Raw genomic sequence first — 18565 nt, 5'->3', positions numbered from 1 at the left:
GAAACACGAGGTCCGGGGCCCACGGCCACCCCGTCTTGCATGGTCATGCATCGCTATGTATATACTTCTACTCGTGTCTAAGGTACTCACCTCCCTGCCTGTCGGTGAACGTGTCGGCATCGCCTTCTCCGGCGGCCTCGACACGTCGGTAGCGGTCGCGTGGATGCGCGAGAAGGGTGCAGTGCCGTGCACCTACACCGCCGACGTCGGCCAGTACGACGAGCCCGACATCGCCTCGGTGCCCGGCCGTGCCAAGGCCTACGGCGCCGAGGTCGCCCGCCTGGTCGACTGCCGGGCCGCGCTCGTGGAGGAGGGGCTGGCCGCCCTGGCCTGCGGGGCGTTCCACATCCGCTCCGGCGGCCGCACGTACTTCAACACCACCCCGCTCGGCCGCGCCGTCACCGGCACCCTGCTGGTGCGCGCGATGCTCGAGGACGGCGTCCAGATCTGGGGCGACGGCTCCACCTTCAAGGGCAACGACATCGAGCGGTTCTACCGTTACGGCCTGCTCGCCAACCCCTCCCTGCGCATCTACAAGCCGTGGCTGGACGCCGACTTCGTCCACGAGCTCGGCGGGCGCAAGGAGATGTCCGAGTGGCTGCTCGCCCGCTCGCTGCCCTACCGCGACAGCACGGAGAAGGCGTACTCCACCGACGCCAACATCTGGGGCGCGACCCACGAGGCCAAGTCGCTCGAACACCTCGACACCGGCATCGAGATCGTCGAGCCGATCATGGGCGTGCGGTTCTGGGACCAGGACGTCGAGATCACGCCCGAGGACGTCACGATCGGCTTCGAGCAGGGCCGCCCGGTCACGATCAACGGCAAGGAGTTCGCCTCCCCCGTCGACCTCGTGCTGGAGGCCAACACCATCGGCGGGCGCCACGGCATGGGCATGTCCGACCAGATCGAGAACCGCATCATCGAGGCCAAGAGCCGCGGCATCTACGAGGCGCCCGGCATGGCGCTGCTGCACGCCGCGTACGAGCGGCTGGTCAACGCCATCCACAACGAGGACACCCTCGCCAGCTACCACAACGAGGGCCGCCGCCTCGGCAGGCTGCTGTACGAGGGCCGCTGGCTCGACCCGCAGGCGCTGATGCTGCGCGAGTCGCTGCAGCGCTGGGTCGGCACCGCCGTCACCGGCCAGGTGACACTGCGGCTGCGGCGCGGCGAGGACTACTCGATCCTCGACACGTCCGGGCCCGCGTTCAGCTACCACCCCGACAAGCTGTCGATGGAGCGCACCGAGGACTCCGCCTTCGGCCCCGTCGACCGCATCGGCCAGCTCACCATGCGCAACCTCGACATCGCCGACTCGCGCTCCAAGCTGGAGCAGTACGCCAGGATCGGCATGGTCGGCAACCCGCAGGCGACGCTCGTGGGCGCCGCGCAGGCGGCCTCGACCGGCCTGATCGGCGCGATGTCCGAGGGCGGCGCCGAGGCGATCGCCTCCCGCGGCGAGGTCACCACCGAGGACGAACTCCTCGACCACGCCGCCATGGAGGCCGGCACCGACTGACCCGGCCCCGGCACCGGCCGGCATTCCGCTACGAAGGCCGTGAGACGCCCCTGCTGTCTCACGGCCTTCCCGCGTCCGCCGGCGGCCGGCTCAGCCGGGGTAGACGATGGCCGCGTTCCCGATGTACGACCTGCCGTCGTCCAGCTTGGTGAAGACGAAGTAGTACGTGCCGTCCACCGGGGCGTGGAACTCGGCCCGCTGCCCCTTGGCGCAGGTCAGCGTCTCGCCCGTCATGCGGGTGTCGCCCTTCCACGTCGAGCGGACCAGCATCGCGTGGAACTTGCCCGTCCAGACGTTGCACTTGGTGATGGCGAGCGTGGTCCAGCCCGCCTTCTGCGTCCACGTCCTGGATTCGAGCCGGTAGCTGAAGGAGAACGACACCGGCCGGACGGCGGCCTCGGCGGGAGGCGTCTGGAGCAGGACGACGGAGGCGGCGCAGACCGCCGCCGCGCCGAGCCGGGCGGCGCGGCGCAGACGTGACGGGGCGAAGGTCGTCATGGGATGTCCTTCCTGGAGGTGGTCTTCCTGAACCGCCCGGCGCGGGCGGGAGAAGGGACGGGCCGATTCCCCCGGTTTCCCGGCTCCCCGTCGGGGGTCGGTGGGAGGATGACGATCACCGGCCGTGGTTCGTCCCACAGCCGATGCTGCCCCCTGCGCCACCCACCCGGCACCCCCGTTGACCTGCGCAAGAAAGGCAGCAACAACGGCAACAACCGCATGGCGAAGCGGAGGACCCCATGGCGCGAGGCGGACGCAAGGACCATCCGATCGACCGGGCGCAGGGGCCGGTCGCGGAGTTCGTGGATGATCTGCGCCGGCTGCGCGGCACCCTCACTCTGGAGGAGGTGGGGCGCCGCATGCGCTACCACCCGAGCACGCTGTCGCGGCGGCTCAGCCCGAAGGAGCTGCCGCCGCGCGACTTCGTCGAGGCGTACGTACGGGCCTGCGGCGCCGACCCCGAGCCGTGGATCCGGCGCCGTGAGGAGCTCGCCGGACCTCCGGAGGCCCCGGACGCGGGGGCCACGGACGGGGGAGTCACGGACGGGGGAGTCACGGACGCGGGGGTCACGGACGACGGGCAGGTGCGGGAAGCGGCGGCTCCCCGGTGGCGAAGGCCTCGGGTCCTGGTGCCGGCCGCCGTGGCCGCCGCCGTGGCGGTCGCCGCGCCGCTCCTCGTCCACCTGCTGCTCGCCGACTCCCCGCCCTCGGCCGAGGGGACGAGGGCGACGGCCACCCTGCTCGCCGCACCGGCGTCCAGCCCTCCGGCCGTGGAGCCCGGCCACGGCTTCCCCGTCCGGATCGACCGCATGGCGTTCCGCATCTTCTCGTCCTGGTGGACGCAGACCGCCGAAGGCGACGTCGAGTTCTGGTCCCACCAGACCTGCCCGCCGGGCACCACGGCCTACTGGGTCGCCCTGCGCCCCGACCGCGAGCCGGCGCGGTTCGCCTGCGACTCCTGGCAGCATCACCTGTGGGCCGACGTCCAGCCGGGCACGTACCACCTGGAGATCTGGAAGGAGTACGACGGGCAGGCCATCAAGGGCTCCGGGGCGCTGCGGTCCAGCGTGCCCATCGTGGTCCACCCCAAGGCGACCCCCACCCCGACGGCGGGGCTCAGCGCACGAACGTCCAGTCCAGCTCGCCCTTGACGACGGTCGGCTTCCAGGAGCGCATGGGCCTGCCCATCTCCAGCGAGGTGGCGAGGTCCGAGAGCTGGGCCAGGTAGGAGGGCCAGACGGGGTCGCCTTCGAGCGTCAGGCCGGTCTCGTTGTAGTACTCGCCGGTCCTGCCCGTCCCGGTGTCCAGGAACAGGTGGCCTCCGTCGTTGGACGGCGCGTACGGGATGAGCCGCCCGTGCCACCAGGTGACATCGGGCGTGATGGTGCCGTCGAGGTACAGGCCGCACATCAGGGACCACTCCGCCGCGATCTCCTTGGCCGGGGCGTACAGCCACAGCGGTCCCGGACCGATCCCGGCGCCGTCGTGCCGCAGCAGCGAGGCCCGCAGGTCGTCGGGGAAGGTCAGGCCCATGCGGGCCTCCGCCCTGGCGATGTCCAGAGGGCGGGCGGGCGCGCGGAGCGTGCGGTGGCTCCTGGGCGCCCTGCGCAGCAGCCACCGCTCGATGCGCCGCCAGGCCGCGTCGACCTTCCTCGTCACGGCCGGGTCCGGCGTCCGCACCACGGGCGGCCGGCGCGGCGGGCGGCAGCCGATCCCGCGCGCGTCGGCGTCGGTGAGCGGCGACGGCTCTTCCGCCTCCGGGGTCGGCTCCGGGGTGGGCGACGGGCGGGCGGATCCCGCGCAACCCGACGGCAGGCTCGGGGGCCTGGCGGTCGTCCACCGCAGCTCGCAGCCCGCCGAGACCGACGGATACCACTCGCGTACGGCCTGCCCCTGCTCCATCGACGCCGCGAGCGCCTCCAGCAGGTCCGCGAACGACCGCCAGCCCATCGGCCCGTCGTAGCGGACGCGCTCATCCCACTTCTTCTCCCCCACCCGGCCGTTCCGCGGATCGGCGAACAGGTCCCAGCCGTGCCCGTCGCTCGCGAAGGGCAGCAGGCTGCCGTGCCACGCGCCGTCGTCGGGGTCGGCCTCGTCCACGGCCCCGGACATCACCAGGTCCTGGCAGTTGGACGACCTGAGCGAGTCGAAGCTGGACAGGCGGGCCAGGCCCAGCTCCGGAGGCAGCGGGAAGCCCGCGCCGAAGTTGCCGTCGGCCCCGTCGTGGCGCTGCAGGGAGGCGAACAGGTCGTCAGGCAGCCTGCCGTTGTCCCGCTCCCAGCGAGCCAGGTGGTCGCCGTCCACCGGGTGGCGCAGCTTCCTGAGCGTCGCCGACGCGTGCGCGCCCAGCCAGCGCTCGATCCTGTCCCATGCCGCGCCGACGCGCCCGGCGACGGCCGGGTCGGGAGTGCGCGGGGTCAGGGACGGCTCGCCGGTCGGGACGAGCACCTGCCAGGTCTCCTCGTCCTGTTCGGGGCCGCGGCCGAAGTACACGGGCGGGCAGCCGACGGAGCGGGCCTCGTCCGGCGTCATGGCCTGCGCGCGCAACTGCGCCTCGGTCTCCGGGTCGCCGCACGACCACACCATGTACGTTCCGCCGGAGGCGGCGCACATCACCCCCGACACGGGCTCAGCCCCGCTGCCGCCGGCCCCGGCACACAGCAGCAGCCCGGCCAGACAAACCCTCCCCCACCGCCACACAAGCCGCGACTTTACCGAGCGTCCCCGACAGTCCGTTGTGGATTCCAATCTGGGGCGCCTGGGAGGAGTTCCTGCTCACCGGGAACGCCCGCCTCGCCGAGGGCCTCCTGCAGACGGTCCTGACGTGCGCCGCCTCCCACTGGCCCAAGCTCGCCAGAGGCGGGAGCCCCGAGGCGCACGCCCGCAGGCCCTGGTGAACCAGACCATCTCCTGGCGGACCTGCCCGAGCCGCAGGCCGAGGCCGGCCGCACGACGAAGATCGAACCGAGCACTGGTCCGCCGACCACGCGACCGCAAACGGAAATATGGACCGTGCGAAAACCCGGAATTCTCCACAGGAGATTTGGATTTCACGGGTTTCTGCATATGAGGCCGTTTTCGCGTGACAATTCACGGAAGAATCGGTGACACGTTGGGGATTCCGCTGCGAAATGATCAAGCGCATGAAGCGCATCCCCCTCATTCTCGTCGCGATCGCCGCGCTCTCAGCCCTGATCGCCACACCCGCTCAGGCGGCCACGCTCCGGCCGGTCGTCGTCCAGCCGTACACCGACCTCACCGAGGGCGTCGCCGTCGGACCCCACGGCGAGGTCTACGTCGGGCTGCTGTCCAAGGGCGAGGTCAGGAAGATCGACGCCACCGGCACCGACACCCTCCTGGCCGCCCTGCCCGTGGGCGAGGGCCGGCTGAACGGCCTGGCCACCGACCGCCGCGGCACCGTCTACGCCCTGCTCAACTCGGGCGACGCCGCCACCAACGGCGTCTGGAGCATCACGCCCTGGGGCGACGCCAAGCTGCACGCCGCGCTGCCGATCGGCTTCGCCAACGCCCTCGCCTTCGGCCCCGACGGCGCCCTGTACGTCACCGACTCCGCGCACGGCGCCGTCTACCGGGTGACCGGCGGCAAGGCGGCGGTCTGGGCGAAGTCGCCGCTGCTCGACCCCGGCGCCGACGGCGTCGGCGCGAACGGCATCGCCTGGCGCGCGGGCGCGTTCTACGTCGCCGTCTCCGACCAGGCGCAGATCGTCCGCATCCCGTACGGCAAGGGCGGCCAGGCGGGCACGCCGGCCGTCCACGTCAAGGACGCCAAGCTGGCAGGGGCCGACGGCGTGGCCTTCGACGTACGCGGCCAGCTGTACGCCCCGAGCTACACCGGCAACACCCTCAACCTGGTCAGGACGAACGGCCAGGTGGAGGTCCTGGCGGACAAGCTGGACAGCCCCGCCAGCCTGGCCTTCGACGGCCGGGTGCTCTACTTCGTCAACATCGGCGGCAACGGCGCGCCCAGCCTGATGAAGGCCAAGGTCAAGCACCCGGGCCTGCCCCTGCTGCACGGCTGACCCACCGAGACGGGCGGCCCCACCCGGGGCCGCCCGCGACGCCTATCCGGTCGCCGTATGGCCCGTCCCGTCCTCCTGGCTCCGGACCACAGGCCGGATCGCGCCCGCGTGGTCGCCGGCCTCGCAGAGGGCCTCGGACGGGTCCCGCCTGCGGCTCCCCTGCCACCCGCAGGAGCAGACCGCCACGTACCCTCCGCTGCTCCCGTCCCCGCCCCGTTCCTCCGCCCAGCCGACGTGCCTCACGCCCGCCTCGCGCAGCAGGAGGACCGCCGTCGCCGCCAGCACGGTCCCCCCGCCTGCCACCAGCCCGCCGAGCGTCCCGAGGAACGCCACGTCGGTGGAGTCCCGCACCGTGTACGGGCCGGGACGCAGCAGGGGCGCCAGCAGCGTGATCGCCATGAGCACGGCCCCGCCCCCCATCACGGCCGATCCGTACATCATCCGGACGGCCCGCGACACCCGCCCCAGGACGACCGGGACGACGACCAGGCCCACCCCGACGACGGCGCCCGCGAGGACGTCCGGCGTGAACATCGGATGCCAGAAGGGCCGGGCGACGAGGACGGCGGCCCCGCCCGCGAGCACCGAGCCCCCCACGACGAGCGCCAACCCGGGCCGCCTGTCCAGGATCATGGTTCCTCCTCACGAGGGACAACGGCCCAGGGCCGCGCTTCGTGCCGATGATCGGCCACGGGAGACCGGACCGTAGGCTGTCGCCGATCAGGAGATGACGCGGGAGAAGGACGGAGACGGATGACGGCGGCCCCCCTCGACGGCGTTCACGACGTCGACTGGGCTTCCCTCGACCACGCGTACGGCTCGGCCGAGGACGTGCCGCAGGCGTTGCGGGACGCCGTCGGCCCGGCCCCCGAGCCGGCGGCGGCAGCGATGGAGCACCTGTTCAGCAGCGTCTACCACCAGGGAACGCTGTACTCGGCGACGCCGTGGACGGTGCCCTTCCTCGCCCGGCTGGCCGCTGACCCCGGCACCCCCAGGCGCGTGAGCCTGGTCTCCCTGCTCGGCGCGATCGCCGCGACCGGCGACGCCGACGCGCAGGTGCTCGCGGACGTCGGAGCCGCCCTCCTCCGCGAGACCCGGAGGTTGCTGCCGCTGCTGGACGACCGGGACGCCGGCATCCGGCACGCCGCCACGTACCTGCTCGGCAACCTTCCGCGTGAGGCCGCGGCGGAGGTCGTGCCCGCGCTGCGGGCCCGGCGCGGACGCGAGAGGTCGCCGCGGGCGCTGGCGGGCCTGCTGGCCGCGGCTGGCCGCCTCGACCCGTCGGGCAGCGCCGCCTGGCTGGAGGCGGAGCTGGCACCGGCCAGGCCGTCCGCCGCGCGGACCGGCGCGCTCTGGGCGATCGCCGACGTCGCGCTCCCGTGGCCGGACACCGCAACGGAAACGCTCGTCGACTGCCTCCTGCACGGCAGGCGCCTGGAGAACTGGATCTGGTCGGCCGATCCCTTCATGGACGTCATCTCCCGGATCGACGGCGCGTCGTTCGCCACGCTGTGCCACACGCTGTTCAGGCAAGGGACGGGCGAAACCGCCCGCGCGGCGATCGAGGCGGCCTACCGGCGGTGCGTGCGCTCGCGCTCGGCGCGCCAGGAGCTCGCGCCGCTGCTGGCCGCGGGGGTCGGCCACGCCGAGCTCGCCGTTCGGCTGGCCGCAGCCACAGCGGTACGGGACGTTCCCGCGGCTGCCCCTGCCGCGGCCGAGGCCCTGGCCGGCCACGTCGCGAGCCCGCCCCCAGCGGTCGCCGAGGATCCGAACTCGGACGAGGCGCGGCTGTTCGACGCGGGCCTGGAGATCCTGATCATGCTCGGCGATCCGCGCTGGCGCGAACCGTTCATGACCGCGCTCCCCGTGGGCGCGGTGATCCCCGGCATCCTCGGACTCCTCATCGACACCGGCGTGACCTGCGAGCCCGGCCTGCTCGCAGCGGTGCGCCGGCGGCTGGCGGCGCTGCCTCCCGAGTGGCCTGCGCGGCCCGGAGGGTACGACGAGCTGCTCAGCAGGACGCACTGGCACAACGAGCTGAACGGGCTGACCCGGCTGCTGCACCACTGGGGCCCGGACGCGGCCGACGCGGTCCCCGAACTCGTCGCGCTCATCCCGTACGACCGCTGGTGGGCGGTCCGGGCGCTCGCCGCGATCGGACCCGCCGCCTCGGCGGCGGCGCCCGCGCTGACCAGGGTCCGCGACGACCCGGAGGCGTCCTGGCCGCACCGCCTCCGATGCGCCGAGGCCCTCGCGGCGATCACCGGGGACGTCGCCCAGGTGAGCGCCTGCGTCGCCGAGGCCGCCGCGGGCGGCGAACCCGTTCCGGCCGCGCACACGGCGCTCCGTCACGGACTCCCCCTGGACGGCCTCCTTCCCGCGCTGCGCGACCTCGCCACCGCCGCCCCCGGCGACGACCCGTCCGTCATGAGGGTACGGATCGAGGCGGCCCGGCTCCTACTGCGCGCCGGGGAGACCCGCGCGCCGCTCAGCGCCGTCACCGACGCGCTCGACAGCGGCAGACACACGGCGGACGCGGCCGAACTCGCCGGCCTGATCGGGCCGGCCGCCGCCGATCTCGTCCCGAAGCTGCGCGGCCTGCTCGACGACCGTCACGACTTCACCGCGGCCGCGCTGGCGCTGCTCCGCGTAACCGGCGAGACCGCACCGCTCGTCGCCGCCGCACGCCGGCACCTTCGAACGGCAGGGGCCGGAACGTGGCTGGTCGAAGCGCTACGGGAACTCGGCGCGAACGCCGCCCCGCTCCTGCCCGAGCTGCGCGAACTGGCGTACGGCGACGCCGCCCTGCCAGGCTCCGCCACCTACGGCCGGCAGGCCCGCCAGGACGACGAGGAGCGCCGCCGGCTCCTCACCGTCCTGGCAGCGTGGGATGCGGGGCGCTGGGGACGAGGCCGGCCATGTCGTTCGTGATGGCCCATCGGTCGTGGCCGCGCCAGGCTCCGTCGATGAACAGCAGATCGGGCGAGTAACCCTCGTAGCGGAAGCCGTGCTGCTGGACCAGCCTGGTGGACGCGTGGTTGTCGGGCTGGATCTGCGCCTCCAGCCGGTGCAACCGCAGTTCCTCGAACGCGTGGCGCAGCACCAGGCCGAGACCCTCCGACATGTACCCCCGACCGGCGTAGGGCGCGAAGGCCGCGTAGCCCAGCGAGCCGCACTGGAAGCGTCCGCGGACGATGCTGTTGATGTTGACGTTGCCCGCGATGGCGCCGCTGTCGCTCAGGCAGATCAGCAGGCCTTCGGCGGATCGTCCCTCGTCGAACCGGCCGAGGAACGTCTGGAACGCCTCCGGCGTCGCGGGCAGGGACATCCACGGCTGATGCAGGTCGACGCTCGCACGGACCCGTTCGAGAAACTCGTCCTGATCCAGGCTGGTCATCCGCCGCAGCACCACACGAGGGGTACGCCCCAGTTCGTCAGGCAGGGGCGTGTCCGGCGTCCCTTCCGTTCGCGCGGCTCTCTCGATCCCGCCGTTCTCCACCATGGATGGCACGCTATCGCCTGCGATGGGGCAGTTTGATCGGTTCAGTCGTCGGAGAAGACGAACTCGTGGCACCTGCGGACGAGCGGGGAACGGCGATCGCGAGTGACGACGTCATGGCGACGAGGGCGCAGGTCAGCGCCCTCGTCCTGCCGCTCCGGCTCCGCTTCGTGTCGTCGGCCGCGCCTTCAGGGGGCGATCAGGACCGGGGTTCCCAGCGGCAGCCCGGACAGCACCTTGAGCGCGCGGGCGGGCACCCTGATGCAGCCGTGCGTGACCGCCTTGCCGAACACCTTCCGGTCCGGCCAGCCGTGGAAGGCGACCGTGCCCGGACCGCCGCCGAACGTGTCGAGCGTCGGCGAATGCGTGCCGAGCGGCAGGATCAGCGGGCTGTAGGTCTTCTTCTTCGGCGACATCTGGGCCAGCAGGAAGGTCCTGCCCGCCGGGGTGGGCGTGTCGGGGCCGCCGATGGCCACCGACCAGGTGCCGAGCTTCTTGCCGCCGTTCATCACGATCAGCTGCTTGGCGCCCAGCTTGACGATGGCGCGGTGGCGGCTGCGCGCCTTCTTCAGGCCCTTGTCCTTGATCCAGCCGGTGACGTGGTTGGGCTTGCTGGGCAGGAGCACGCGGTACCAGCCCTTGCGCGTCTCCACCACCGGGACCCAGGTCTGACTGCCGAGCTGCTTGGCCGGGAGCGTCGCCACGGGCTGGCCGTCGGGCTGGGCGTAGACGGCCACCGCACGGGCGGGGTGGACCACGACGCCGCTCAGCTTCCCGTACGTGTCGGTGTCCTGAGGGAGGCCGCTCAGCTGCGTGAACGTGGTGGCCTCGGGAAGCGCGGTCGTCGTGACGGAGGCGCCGACGGCGAGGGTGACGGACGACGCCTCGGCGCCGGCGACGGGGATCGAGGCGACGAGGCTGGCGGCGACGAACGCGGCGCCGAGGAGGCGGCGGGGGGCATCGAGCGGCACGATCGGCTCCTGAGGTTCTGTGACGCATGCGGCACGAAGGCGTATCCATCTGGCCCGCTTGATAACGGTTTGGAACGTTTGAAGATCCTTGGCCAGCGGGTGTGACATTTTTACACAGATGGGACCGTTTGAGGCCCCAGCTCTTCCAGACATCCCGAGGTACGGCCGTGACACCCCTCAGACACTCTGCACTCCGCCGCTGGCTGACAGCGGCACTCATGTTCGCCGTGGCAGCGCTCGCGGTACTCGTCGCCTCCAGCGCGGCTTCGGCTGGATCGCTCCACGGGAAGCCGCCCGGCGACAACGGCGACGTCAAGGTCCACAGCTGGACGACGCCGGAGGACGACCCGCGCAACGAGCCGAAGGTCTGCGTGTTCTATCTGGTCGGGTTCAACTTCGACCGGGTGGAGCAGGTGAGCTGGGAGATCAAGTCCTGGCCGCCCACGGGCAACGGGACCACAGTGAAGAGCGGCACGCTCACACTCGACGAGGACGGGCATGGCCGTACCGTCGACACGACGCTGCCTGACGGGCATTACAAGCTGGTCTGGACCTTCAAGGGGGAGCACGGCAAGGCCAAGCACAAGGTCTTCTGGGTCAAGTGCGGTTCCACGCCCACCGACCCGCCGACCTCGCAGCCGCCCACCTCCCAGCCGCCGACGTCCCAGCCCCCGACCTCGCAGCCGCCGACCTCGCAGCCGCCCACGTCCCAGCCCCCGACCTCGCAGCCGCCCACCTCGCAGCCGCCCACCTCCCAGCCGCCCACCTCCCAGCCGCCGACGTCGCAGCCGCCCACTTCCCAGCCCCCCACGTCGACGGGCACCCCCACTCCCTCTCGGACGCCTACGCCCACCCCGACGCCCACCCGCCCCGGTCAGGGTGATCACGGGACGACGGTGACGCAGGACTGGATCCAGTGGGACGAGAACCCCACACCAGCCCAGGACGAGCCCAAGCCCGCACCCACCCCCAAGCCGGTGAAGACCCACATGCCGGTCACCGGCTGACGAACGCCACCGAACGATGAAGGGCCCGGAGCACCGCCACCCGGGCCCTTCGCCGTCTCGCAGCTCCGGACGGCCCTCCAGCACGGCGGGCTCGCCGTCGGCCGCAGGGGGCCTGGCGCGAGAACGCGCCGCCGTCGTGATCGGGGGGTGGCGGACTTCGACCTTCGTCGTCAAGGGATCGACCCGGCCGGCTACGACCGGCCGGCTGAGCGGGTCGCACGGGCTCGCGCGGGTGAGGAGAGATTCACGCCCCATGAGTTGCTGAAAGAGCCGGCGGTCCTGAGCACCCATCAGGCGCACATCGCCGTCGAGCACTGGGCCGCAGCCCTCGACGAGGCGTCGGGCCCGGTCGCAGGCTGACTCGCCAGGCCCCGGAGGAGGGCTGCGCACGCAGGCCGGACACCACTGCGCCCCGTCGGGGCAACGGCCGGAGCCTGGTCGCGCCGCCGCCGTCACGCCGGTGTGGTCGCGGGTTCCCCGGACTTGCCCGCGCCGGCGGCTCGGGACGGCAGGAGCAGGGCGGTGACGACCACGACGACGGACAGCACCGCGCCGACGACGAAGGCCATGCGCATGCCGTCGAGGGTGGCGAACGCCTCAGTGGCCCCCGCGGCTCTCAGGGCGTCGGCTCGCGCGCCCATCACGGTGATCACCAGCGCGGTGCCCATGGCGGCGGAGACCTGCTGCAACGTGCTCAGGATCGAGCTGGCATGGGAGTAGAGCGACGACGGGACCGCTCCGAGCCCGAGGGTGAACACCGGGGTGAAGGTCGCGGCCAGGCTCACCATCAGCAGCGCGTGCAGGCCGAGGACCTGCCAGAACGGCATGGTCATCGTGACCTGGGTGAAGCCGGCGAGCGCGAGCATGATCCCGATCGAGCCGGGGACGACCAGCACCCGGCCGCCGAACCGGTCGAACAGGCGGCCCACGGTCGGGCCGAGCAGCCCCATCGCGAGGCCGCCCGGCATCACGAGGAGCCCGGTCTGCAGGGCGGTGAGCTGGCGGACGTTCTGCAGGTACAGCGGCAGCAGGATCATCGAGCCGAGCATCGCCATGAAGGCCACCGACATGAGGACCAGCGCGACCCTGTAGGTGCGGTGGCGCAGGGTACGCAGGTCCAGCAGCGGCACGCCGCGCTTCTGCAGCCACAGCTGGCGGGCGACGAACACGGCGATGGCGGCCAGCCCGGCCACCACGATCGCAGCGGCGACGACGGCGTCACCATCCTTGAACCGGCTGAGCCCGTAGACCAGGCCGCCGAAACCGGCGGCCGCGGTCACCACGCTCAGCCGGTCGATGGTGCTGTACCGCGGCTCTCCGACGTTCTTGAGGTGCTTGAGTCCGCCCCACGTGATCAGGGCGGCGATGGGGAGCACCACGGCGAACAGCAGCCGCCAGGACCCGAACCAGAGGATCACCCCCGACACCGCCGGGCCCATCGCGGGCGCGACCGACATGGCCAGGGTGATGTTGCCCATCACGCGGCCGCGTTCGCGCTCGGGCACCACCTGCATCAGCGTGGTCATCAGGAGCGGCATCATCACGGCCGTGCCGGACGCCTGGACGATGCGGGCCCCCAGCAGCACCTCGAACGTCGGCGCGACCGCCGCCGACGCAGTGCCGAGGAGGAACAGCCCCATCGCGGTGGTGTACGCGGCGCGGGTGGACACCCGCTGCAGGAACCACCCGGTGATCGGGATGACGGCGGCCATGGTCAGCATGAAGGCGGTCGAGAGCCACTGCGCGGTCTGCTCGGTGATGTGCAGCGCGTCCATCAGCCGCGGGATCGCGTTGATCATGATCGTCTCGTTGAGGATGACCACGAACGTGGCGAGCACCAGCAGCCGGATCACGGCCGGGGTGCGGCCGGAAGGGGCTGCCGCGGATTGGGCGGGCGAGTCGAGCTGTGGGCTGGACACGGCACCTCGATCGGGGTTGTCGGACATGACAGGATCACGGCTGGTGTCCCAGCCGGGGGTCTCACAGGAAGTCGTGGTCATGCACAGACTGACCGGCACCACTGACAGAACTCATCGCCTGTGTGCCCCGCATTCCGACAAGTGATGCGAAACGCCACCAGCTTTTCACCATCGGCGTACGACGATCTCCCCGTGCGGCGGTGCCGCGCCCCTGGCAGACTGACGATGCGACCGAGCTCACGAGCCCTCCCCGCCGCGTCTGGCAGCTCATGATCCACGCCGCCACCCGGTTCCGCGGCCTGCCGACAGCCCTGATCGTGGGCGCGTACGCGGCGGCCGTGCTGACGCTGACCTGGCTGACCCGGGAGGGTTTCCTCGGCGACGCCGCCTACGGGGTCATGGCCATGGTCATCATGGCCCTCCCCCTCTCACTCGTGGGCACGTCGCTGTACGGCACCTTGGAGGGCGCCGTCACCGGCCAGGGGCCGGATTACGCCGCCCCCGGCTGGCAGTACGTCCTGATGGCCTGGCCGGGCCTGGTCACGGCCGTGATCCTGGGCCTCCTGCTGACCTGGAGGCGGACCCGTCCGGCGGCGACGGCCGCCGGCTGGGCTCTGGCCGGCCTCGTCATCCTCATGGGAGCGGCGACCACGTTCGACAGCTGGGCACCCCGCCGCCCGTACGGCTGGCCCTTCCTGATCTACGGGTCGATCATGGTCGTCGCCCTGCGCGCCACCCGCCCCCGGCCCAGACGCCGAGATTGACGAGCATGTAGCAAGGCCACCGCGTCGCGCCCGGAACACGCATCCCCGCCAGCCCGCTGCCCCGATCCCGCAGATCTTCGCGCACTCCTGGACGCCGTACTCGACGCCCTGCCCAAGAAGGACGCACGCGTACTCCGTAAGCAGCTCGGCGACTCCACCGACCTCTGTTGGCTCCCTGCGAAAGGTCAGGGGCGATGAGCCGATGGATATCCGGCCGCGCCCTCCGCCTGGTGTGCGAATGTCGGCTGGGGCGAGACACGGAGTCGCACCGAGTTCGGGACATCGCCGCCGCCCACGTGGTGCACGTACCAGCCATCGGGCACGTCTCTCGCGGGGAGCGGATACTTGGTCCAATCATTGCTGGTCGAAGCCTTGTAGTAGTCGGAGACGGTGGCATGTCGTTCCCGGAGGATCGCCCTGACCTCTCCGACCGTCCAGTTCTCCAGCTTCATTCCTTCCAGGATCTCGCCACGAGCGGTCGGATCTCCCGCCACCTCGTACCGTTCACCAGGGCGAGCGGCCCGCCCGAAGATGATTTCGAAGGGGCTGCGCAGGCCGACAGGAATGCTCACCCCTGCCAGGCACCAGTGGTTGCCGCACCCGCCTCCTTCGATCTTCTTGATCCGGGCGCTTCTGGTTCCGTCCTGGATTTCGAACTCGTCAGGGTGAAAGACGACCATTCTTCCCGGGGACGAGACGGAGACCAGAGCGCCGACGAGGCTGGGCGACGCTGGTTCCATCGTCAACTTGACGTTCAGCCCATGCGCTGCGAAGTCCTGCCGGTATCGCCGGGGGTCGGCGTCCGGATCCACGATCCTGACGTCGATATAGTCGCCATTCCTGGTGAAAGCCAGTGCCTTGGCCGGCCCCAGAGTCATGGGACCGACGTCGCCGGGATGGATGACCGGAGCCAGGACCGCCGCTCCCGCCAGCAGGGCGGTGACGGGAATGAGAATGAGCCACCTTCGCCGGGACCAGCGCCGTTCGGCCTTCTGAGGCGCCTGCGCCGAATTGCCGATGATGTCGTGGAGGGTGGCGGACAGCACCAGCGGGTCCGCCTGAACATGGCCCGCAGGGTCCTGCATCCGCAGTGCGGTCGTCAACTTCTTGAGGTCGTCAGTCATACGGAATTCTCCCGGCAGGTCGGCTGGCAGGCGGTGACGGGCTGCGACTCTTCTCCGAGCCAGTTTCGTAGTCTTTTCCGTATGCGATGGAGTCGCATGGTGGCTGTCGGCCGTGAACAACCCACGACCTTCGCGGCCTGACGAAGGTCGAGCCCTTCCCAGGACATCAGGAGCAGCAGTTCCCGGTCGCTTTCGCTCAGGCTGTTCAGTGCGGCCAATGCGGTCTCGCGAGCGGCGACCGTCGTGGCGTGGTCCGCTTCAACACTCTGGTTCATCAGACTGTCGCCCAACGAGTCGGCGAGGGCACCACGTCGGTTATCTCGTTTGGTCAGATTCAGTATGAGATTCCGAGCGGTCGCGTACAGCCAGGGGAGCGGTTGTGCACGGGGGAAACGCTCGTACTTCTCCCAGGCAATCTTGAACGTCTCGGCGGTGATGTCCGGAGCCTCAGCAGGACCGACCCGCCGCCAGGCGTACCGTAGAACCGGCTCATAATGTTCCTGGAACATGCGGGTGAAGCTTTCCTCATCATTCACACGCCGTCTCCTCTCCACCATCCCGGTGCATGCTTCGCCATCCAATTGATAGATGTCGCGCACCTGCCGGATATCACCGACGGATGAGCACGTATGGCTGGAGAGCGGTCGGACGGCATGGCCCTCAGTCAGGTCGGCCTCGAAGACGCCGGCGCCTCCTAGGATGATCTTCATGTCCGGCCCTCAGCCGATCCCGCGCAGGTCGGCCCGCGTCCTGCTGGTCGATGATCGTGACCGGATCCTGCTGTACCGCGCCCTGCGGTCCATCAAAGATCCCTACTACGCCTGGTACACCATCGGTGGCGGTATCCGGCCCGGGGAGACGCCGAGCGCCGCCGCCGCGCGCGAACTCCTTGAGGAGATCGGCCACGAGGTCACGCCTGCTTCCCTCGGACCGGTCGTGGCCACCAGCGCCGGTGACTGGATCCGTGACGACGGCACACCGATGCGTTCGACGCACTCCTTCTTCTTCCTGCGTACGCCCACCCTCCAGGTGGACCTCTCCGGCATGGAGGAGTTCGAGCGCTCCCTGTTGGACGGCTTCCGCTGGTGGACGCCGGCCGATCTGCGCGCCACTCACGAATGCGTGCTCCCCGCCGGCCTGGCCGACCTGCTGGAACGCCTACTGGGTGGTGAAGTGCCGTCCGAGCCGGTGGTCATGTCCTGGGATCGGTAGGGCGGCGGCACCGGACCGGACAGCGGCCCCGGCTCCCCTGGGGGCCGGGGCTGAGGAAGACGATCTACGGCTCCAGCCTGGCTCACCGCAGGGTGAGCGAGGTCTCGGAGTTGATGTGGGTCAGTTTCTGGGGGTTGCGGACGTAGTAGAGGCCGGTGATGCGGGCGTCCTCGACGCGGATGGCGACGACGCCGTCGATCTCGCCGTCCAGGCGGAGGACGAGGGCCGGGCTGCCGTTGACCACGGTGAGGTCACCCGTGAGCGCGATGCCGGCCTTGCCGATGCCGCCGACGATGAAGCGGGCCACCTTGCCGGCGCTGATGACGGGGCGCGGTGAGGCCTGCTTGACGCCGCCGCCGTCGCTCAGCAGGACGACCTCGGGGGCGAGCACGTCCAGCAGGCCCTGCAGGTCCCCGGCTTCGAGGGCGCGCTGGAACGACTCCAGGACCGCCCAGGCCTCGCCGGAGGAGACCGTCTCGCGCGGGCGGCGGGCATCGACGTGCCGGCGGGCGCGGTAGGCGATCTGCCGGACGGCCGCGGGGCTCTTGCCGACCGCGGCCGCGATCTCGTCGTAGCCGACGTCGAACGCCTCGCGCAGCACGAAGACGGCGCGTTCCGTCGGCGACAGCGTCTCGAGGACGAGCATGAGCGCCATCGACACGCTCTCGGCGAGCTCGGCGTCCTCGGCCACGTCCGGCGCGGTGAGCAGCGGCTCGGGCAGCCACGGCCCGACGTACGCCTCCTTGCGGCTCTTCATGCTGCGCAGGCGGTTGAGCGACTGCCGGGTGGTGATCCGGATCAGGTAGGCGCGCCGGTCGTGCACCTGCGCCAGGTCGGCCTTGACCCATCGCAGCCAGGTTTCCTGCAGGACGTCCTCGGCGTCGGCCGCCGATCCGAGCATCTCGTACGCGACGGTGAACAGCAGGTTGCGGTAGCCGAGGAACGTCTCGGTGGCGGGGTCGTTCATGGCTCGGTCCTTCTCGTCGTTCGTCGCCGAAGCGCCCCGGTTCACCGGCCGCGTTCGGAATGCTCGAACCGGGATCACCGGACACCTTGATCGAGGCGGCCGTGGGCCTCCGCCGACAGATCCTGCCAGTCGGCCCAGGTCTTGAGCCGGTCGGCGTACACCTGCTGGAGCATCGGGTAGAAGCCCAGGCCGAAGAGCACCCGCAGCGGCGGGTCGTCCGAGTCGACGATCTTGAGGAGCGCCTGAGCCGCGGCGGCCGGGTCTCCGGCGGGCTGCTTCCCCATCACCCCGGCCAGGCGCCGACGGAGGCCGTCGTAGACGGGGTGGGCCTCGGCCATGTGGCCGTTCGCGAGCGGGTCGGGGTTCTTGCCTGACCTGGTGGCGAAGCCCGCGGGCTCGACCACGGTCACCTTGATGCCGAACTCCGCGACCTCTTGGGCGAGGGTTTCGTTCAGCGCCTCCAGGGCCCACTTGGAGGCCTGGTACGCGCCACCGAGCGGCATGGCGATGAGCCCCGCCGCCGAGGACAACTGGATGACGTGCCCCGCGCCCTGCTCGCGCAGGTAGGGCAGCGCGGCCTGGATCACCCACACCGCGCCGAACAGGTTGGTCTCCAGCTGGTCGCGCAGTTGCCGCTCGGTCAGCTCCTCGATCGCGCCGATCTGGGCGTACCCGGCGTTGTTCACGATGACGTCGAGCCGGCCGAAGTGCTCCTTGGCCCGCTTGACGCCCTCGAAGACCGCGGCCTTGTCGGTGACGTCCAGCGCGAGCGGAAGCACCGCATCGCCATAGGCGGTGACCAGGTCCTCCAGGTGTGCGGCGTTCCGGGCGGTCGCTGCCACCTTGTCACCGCGGGACAGTGCCGCCTCGACGAAGTCGCGTCCGAGCCCACGCGACGAACCGGTGACGAACCAGACCTTGGGCATGATGTCTTCCCGTTCCTTCTGCGCCGGCGGCATTCCGGGATCGGATGCCGCTCTCCGCTGTTCCACCCCCAAGACACGCGTCCCGGCAAAGACATAACGCCCCATGGATGTGATCC

General features: G+C 71.1%; 19 protein-coding genes. 9 read left to right on the top strand and 10 right to left on the bottom strand.

Annotated features, from left to right (window positions below; translation table 11 throughout):
* Positions 1 to 73 precede the first annotated feature (73 nt).
* Entirely contained in the window at positions 74 to 1522 is a 1449-nt protein-coding gene (argG, locus tag BMX74_RS35375) for an argininosuccinate synthase (protein WP_055504286.1), read from the top strand.
* 90 nt (positions 1523 to 1612) lie between these two features.
* On the opposite strand, the gene BMX74_RS35370 is transcribed toward argG, so the two are convergent.
* On the bottom strand, positions 1613 to 2020 hold the full coding sequence (locus tag BMX74_RS35370) for a hypothetical protein (RefSeq protein WP_091104903.1): 408 nt from the start codon (positions 2018 to 2020) through the stop codon (positions 1613 to 1615).
* A gap of 239 nt (positions 2021 to 2259) precedes the next feature.
* Here BMX74_RS35370 and BMX74_RS35365 point away from each other — a divergent pair, with 239 nt between their 5' ends.
* On the top strand, positions 2260 to 3171 hold the full coding sequence (locus BMX74_RS35365; protein WP_091104901.1) for a helix-turn-helix domain-containing protein: 912 nt from the start codon (positions 2260 to 2262) through the stop codon (positions 3169 to 3171).
* Here BMX74_RS35365 and BMX74_RS35360 read toward each other — a convergent pair.
* Complete coding sequence (locus BMX74_RS35360) at positions 3137 to 4645, bottom strand: SMI1/KNR4 family protein (protein ID WP_143078881.1); 1509 nt, start codon at positions 4643 to 4645, stop codon at positions 3137 to 3139. The genes BMX74_RS35365 and BMX74_RS35360 overlap by 35 nt on opposite strands.
* A 110-nt stretch (positions 4646 to 4755) precedes the next feature.
* On the opposite strand from BMX74_RS35360, the gene BMX74_RS44520 reads away from it, so the two are divergent.
* Both BMX74_RS44520 and BMX74_RS35355 read left to right on the top strand, forming a co-directional pair.
* A complete protein-coding gene (locus BMX74_RS44520) occupies positions 4756 to 4917 on the top strand; it encodes a hypothetical protein (RefSeq protein ID WP_177227638.1) in 162 nt (53 codons plus the stop codon).
* A gap of 246 nt (positions 4918 to 5163) precedes the next feature.
* Complete coding sequence (locus BMX74_RS35355) at positions 5164 to 6060, top strand: SMP-30/gluconolactonase/LRE family protein (protein ID WP_176573396.1); 897 nt, start codon at positions 5164 to 5166, stop codon at positions 6058 to 6060.
* A 42-nt stretch (positions 6061 to 6102) separates the two neighbouring features.
* Here BMX74_RS35355 and BMX74_RS35350 read toward each other — a convergent pair whose 3' ends face one another.
* Positions 6103 to 6693 carry a hypothetical protein gene (locus BMX74_RS35350; protein WP_055504281.1) on the bottom strand — a complete coding sequence of 197 codons (591 nt, stop codon included), beginning with the start codon at positions 6691 to 6693 and terminating at the stop codon, positions 6103 to 6105.
* A 120-nt stretch (positions 6694 to 6813) separates the two neighbouring features.
* Here BMX74_RS35350 and BMX74_RS35345 point away from each other — a divergent pair, with 120 nt between their 5' ends.
* Entirely contained in the window at positions 6814 to 8991 is a 2178-nt protein-coding gene (locus BMX74_RS35345; RefSeq protein WP_091104898.1) for a hypothetical protein, read from the top strand.
* Here the strand turns inward: BMX74_RS35345 and BMX74_RS35340 are convergent.
* A complete protein-coding gene (locus BMX74_RS35340) occupies positions 8930 to 9469 on the bottom strand; it encodes a GNAT family N-acetyltransferase (RefSeq protein WP_256257468.1) in 540 nt (179 codons plus the stop codon). The genes BMX74_RS35345 and BMX74_RS35340 overlap by 62 nt on opposite strands.
* A 278-nt stretch (positions 9470 to 9747) precedes the next feature.
* Positions 9748 to 10530, bottom strand: coding sequence for a L,D-transpeptidase (locus BMX74_RS35335; RefSeq protein WP_177227636.1), 783 nt, complete (start codon positions 10528 to 10530; stop codon positions 9748 to 9750).
* A gap of 218 nt (positions 10531 to 10748) precedes the next feature.
* Between BMX74_RS35335 and BMX74_RS44515 the strand changes: the two genes are divergently transcribed.
* Together BMX74_RS44515 and BMX74_RS35325 are read left to right on the top strand one after the other, a co-directional pair.
* Positions 10749 to 11537: a hypothetical protein gene (locus BMX74_RS44515; protein WP_177227635.1), complete on the top strand. Its 789-nt coding sequence runs from the start codon at positions 10749 to 10751 to the stop codon at positions 11535 to 11537.
* A 147-nt stretch (positions 11538 to 11684) separates the two neighbouring features.
* Positions 11685 to 11897: a hypothetical protein gene (locus BMX74_RS35325; protein WP_055504277.1), complete on the top strand. Its 213-nt coding sequence runs from the start codon at positions 11685 to 11687 to the stop codon at positions 11895 to 11897.
* Positions 11898 to 11989: 92 nt separating this feature from the next.
* Here the strand turns inward: BMX74_RS35325 and BMX74_RS35320 are convergent, their stop codons facing one another.
* Positions 11990 to 13456 (bottom strand): MDR family MFS transporter, encoded by a 1467-nt coding sequence (locus BMX74_RS35320; RefSeq protein WP_256257458.1) that lies wholly within the window; start codon positions 13454 to 13456, stop codon positions 11990 to 11992.
* Between the two features lie 269 nt (positions 13457 to 13725).
* On the opposite strand from BMX74_RS35320, the gene BMX74_RS35315 reads away from it, so the two are divergent.
* Positions 13726 to 14220: a hypothetical protein gene (locus BMX74_RS35315; protein WP_055504275.1), complete on the top strand. Its 495-nt coding sequence runs from the start codon at positions 13726 to 13728 to the stop codon at positions 14218 to 14220.
* 185 nt (positions 14221 to 14405) lie between these two features.
* Here the strand turns inward: BMX74_RS35315 and BMX74_RS35310 are convergent, their stop codons facing one another.
* On the bottom strand, positions 14406 to 15344 hold the full coding sequence (locus BMX74_RS35310) for a hypothetical protein (RefSeq protein WP_091104891.1): 939 nt from the start codon (positions 15342 to 15344) through the stop codon (positions 14406 to 14408).
* Complete coding sequence (locus tag BMX74_RS35305; protein ID WP_082535210.1) at positions 15341 to 16054, bottom strand: RNA polymerase sigma factor; 714 nt, start codon at positions 16052 to 16054, stop codon at positions 15341 to 15343. Before BMX74_RS35305 ends, BMX74_RS35310 begins: the two co-directional genes overlap by 4 nt.
* Here BMX74_RS35305 and BMX74_RS35300 point away from each other — a divergent pair.
* Positions 16053 to 16556, top strand: a complete 504-nt coding sequence (locus tag BMX74_RS35300; protein ID WP_063792175.1) for an NUDIX hydrolase — start codon at positions 16053 to 16055, stop codon at positions 16554 to 16556. The genes BMX74_RS35305 and BMX74_RS35300 overlap by 2 nt on opposite strands.
* 82 nt (positions 16557 to 16638) lie before the next feature.
* Here the strand turns inward: BMX74_RS35300 and BMX74_RS35295 are convergent, their stop codons facing one another.
* Together BMX74_RS35295 and BMX74_RS35290 are read right to left on the bottom strand one after the other, a co-directional pair.
* Positions 16639 to 17523 (bottom strand): RNA polymerase sigma-70 factor, encoded by an 885-nt coding sequence (locus BMX74_RS35295; protein ID WP_055504272.1) that lies wholly within the window; start codon positions 17521 to 17523, stop codon positions 16639 to 16641.
* Between the two features lie 74 nt (positions 17524 to 17597).
* Positions 17598 to 18449, bottom strand: a complete 852-nt coding sequence (locus BMX74_RS35290; RefSeq protein WP_091104930.1) for an SDR family NAD(P)-dependent oxidoreductase — start codon at positions 18447 to 18449, stop codon at positions 17598 to 17600.
* Positions 18450 to 18565: the final 116 nt, after the last annotated feature.

The organism is Nonomuraea pusilla, from assembly GCF_900109355.1.
Classification (GTDB): domain Bacteria; phylum Actinomycetota; class Actinomycetes; order Streptosporangiales; family Streptosporangiaceae; genus Nonomuraea; species Nonomuraea pusilla.
The sequence above is the reverse complement of the archived record's forward strand: the minus strand, read 5'-3'. Positions and strand labels throughout refer to the sequence as shown.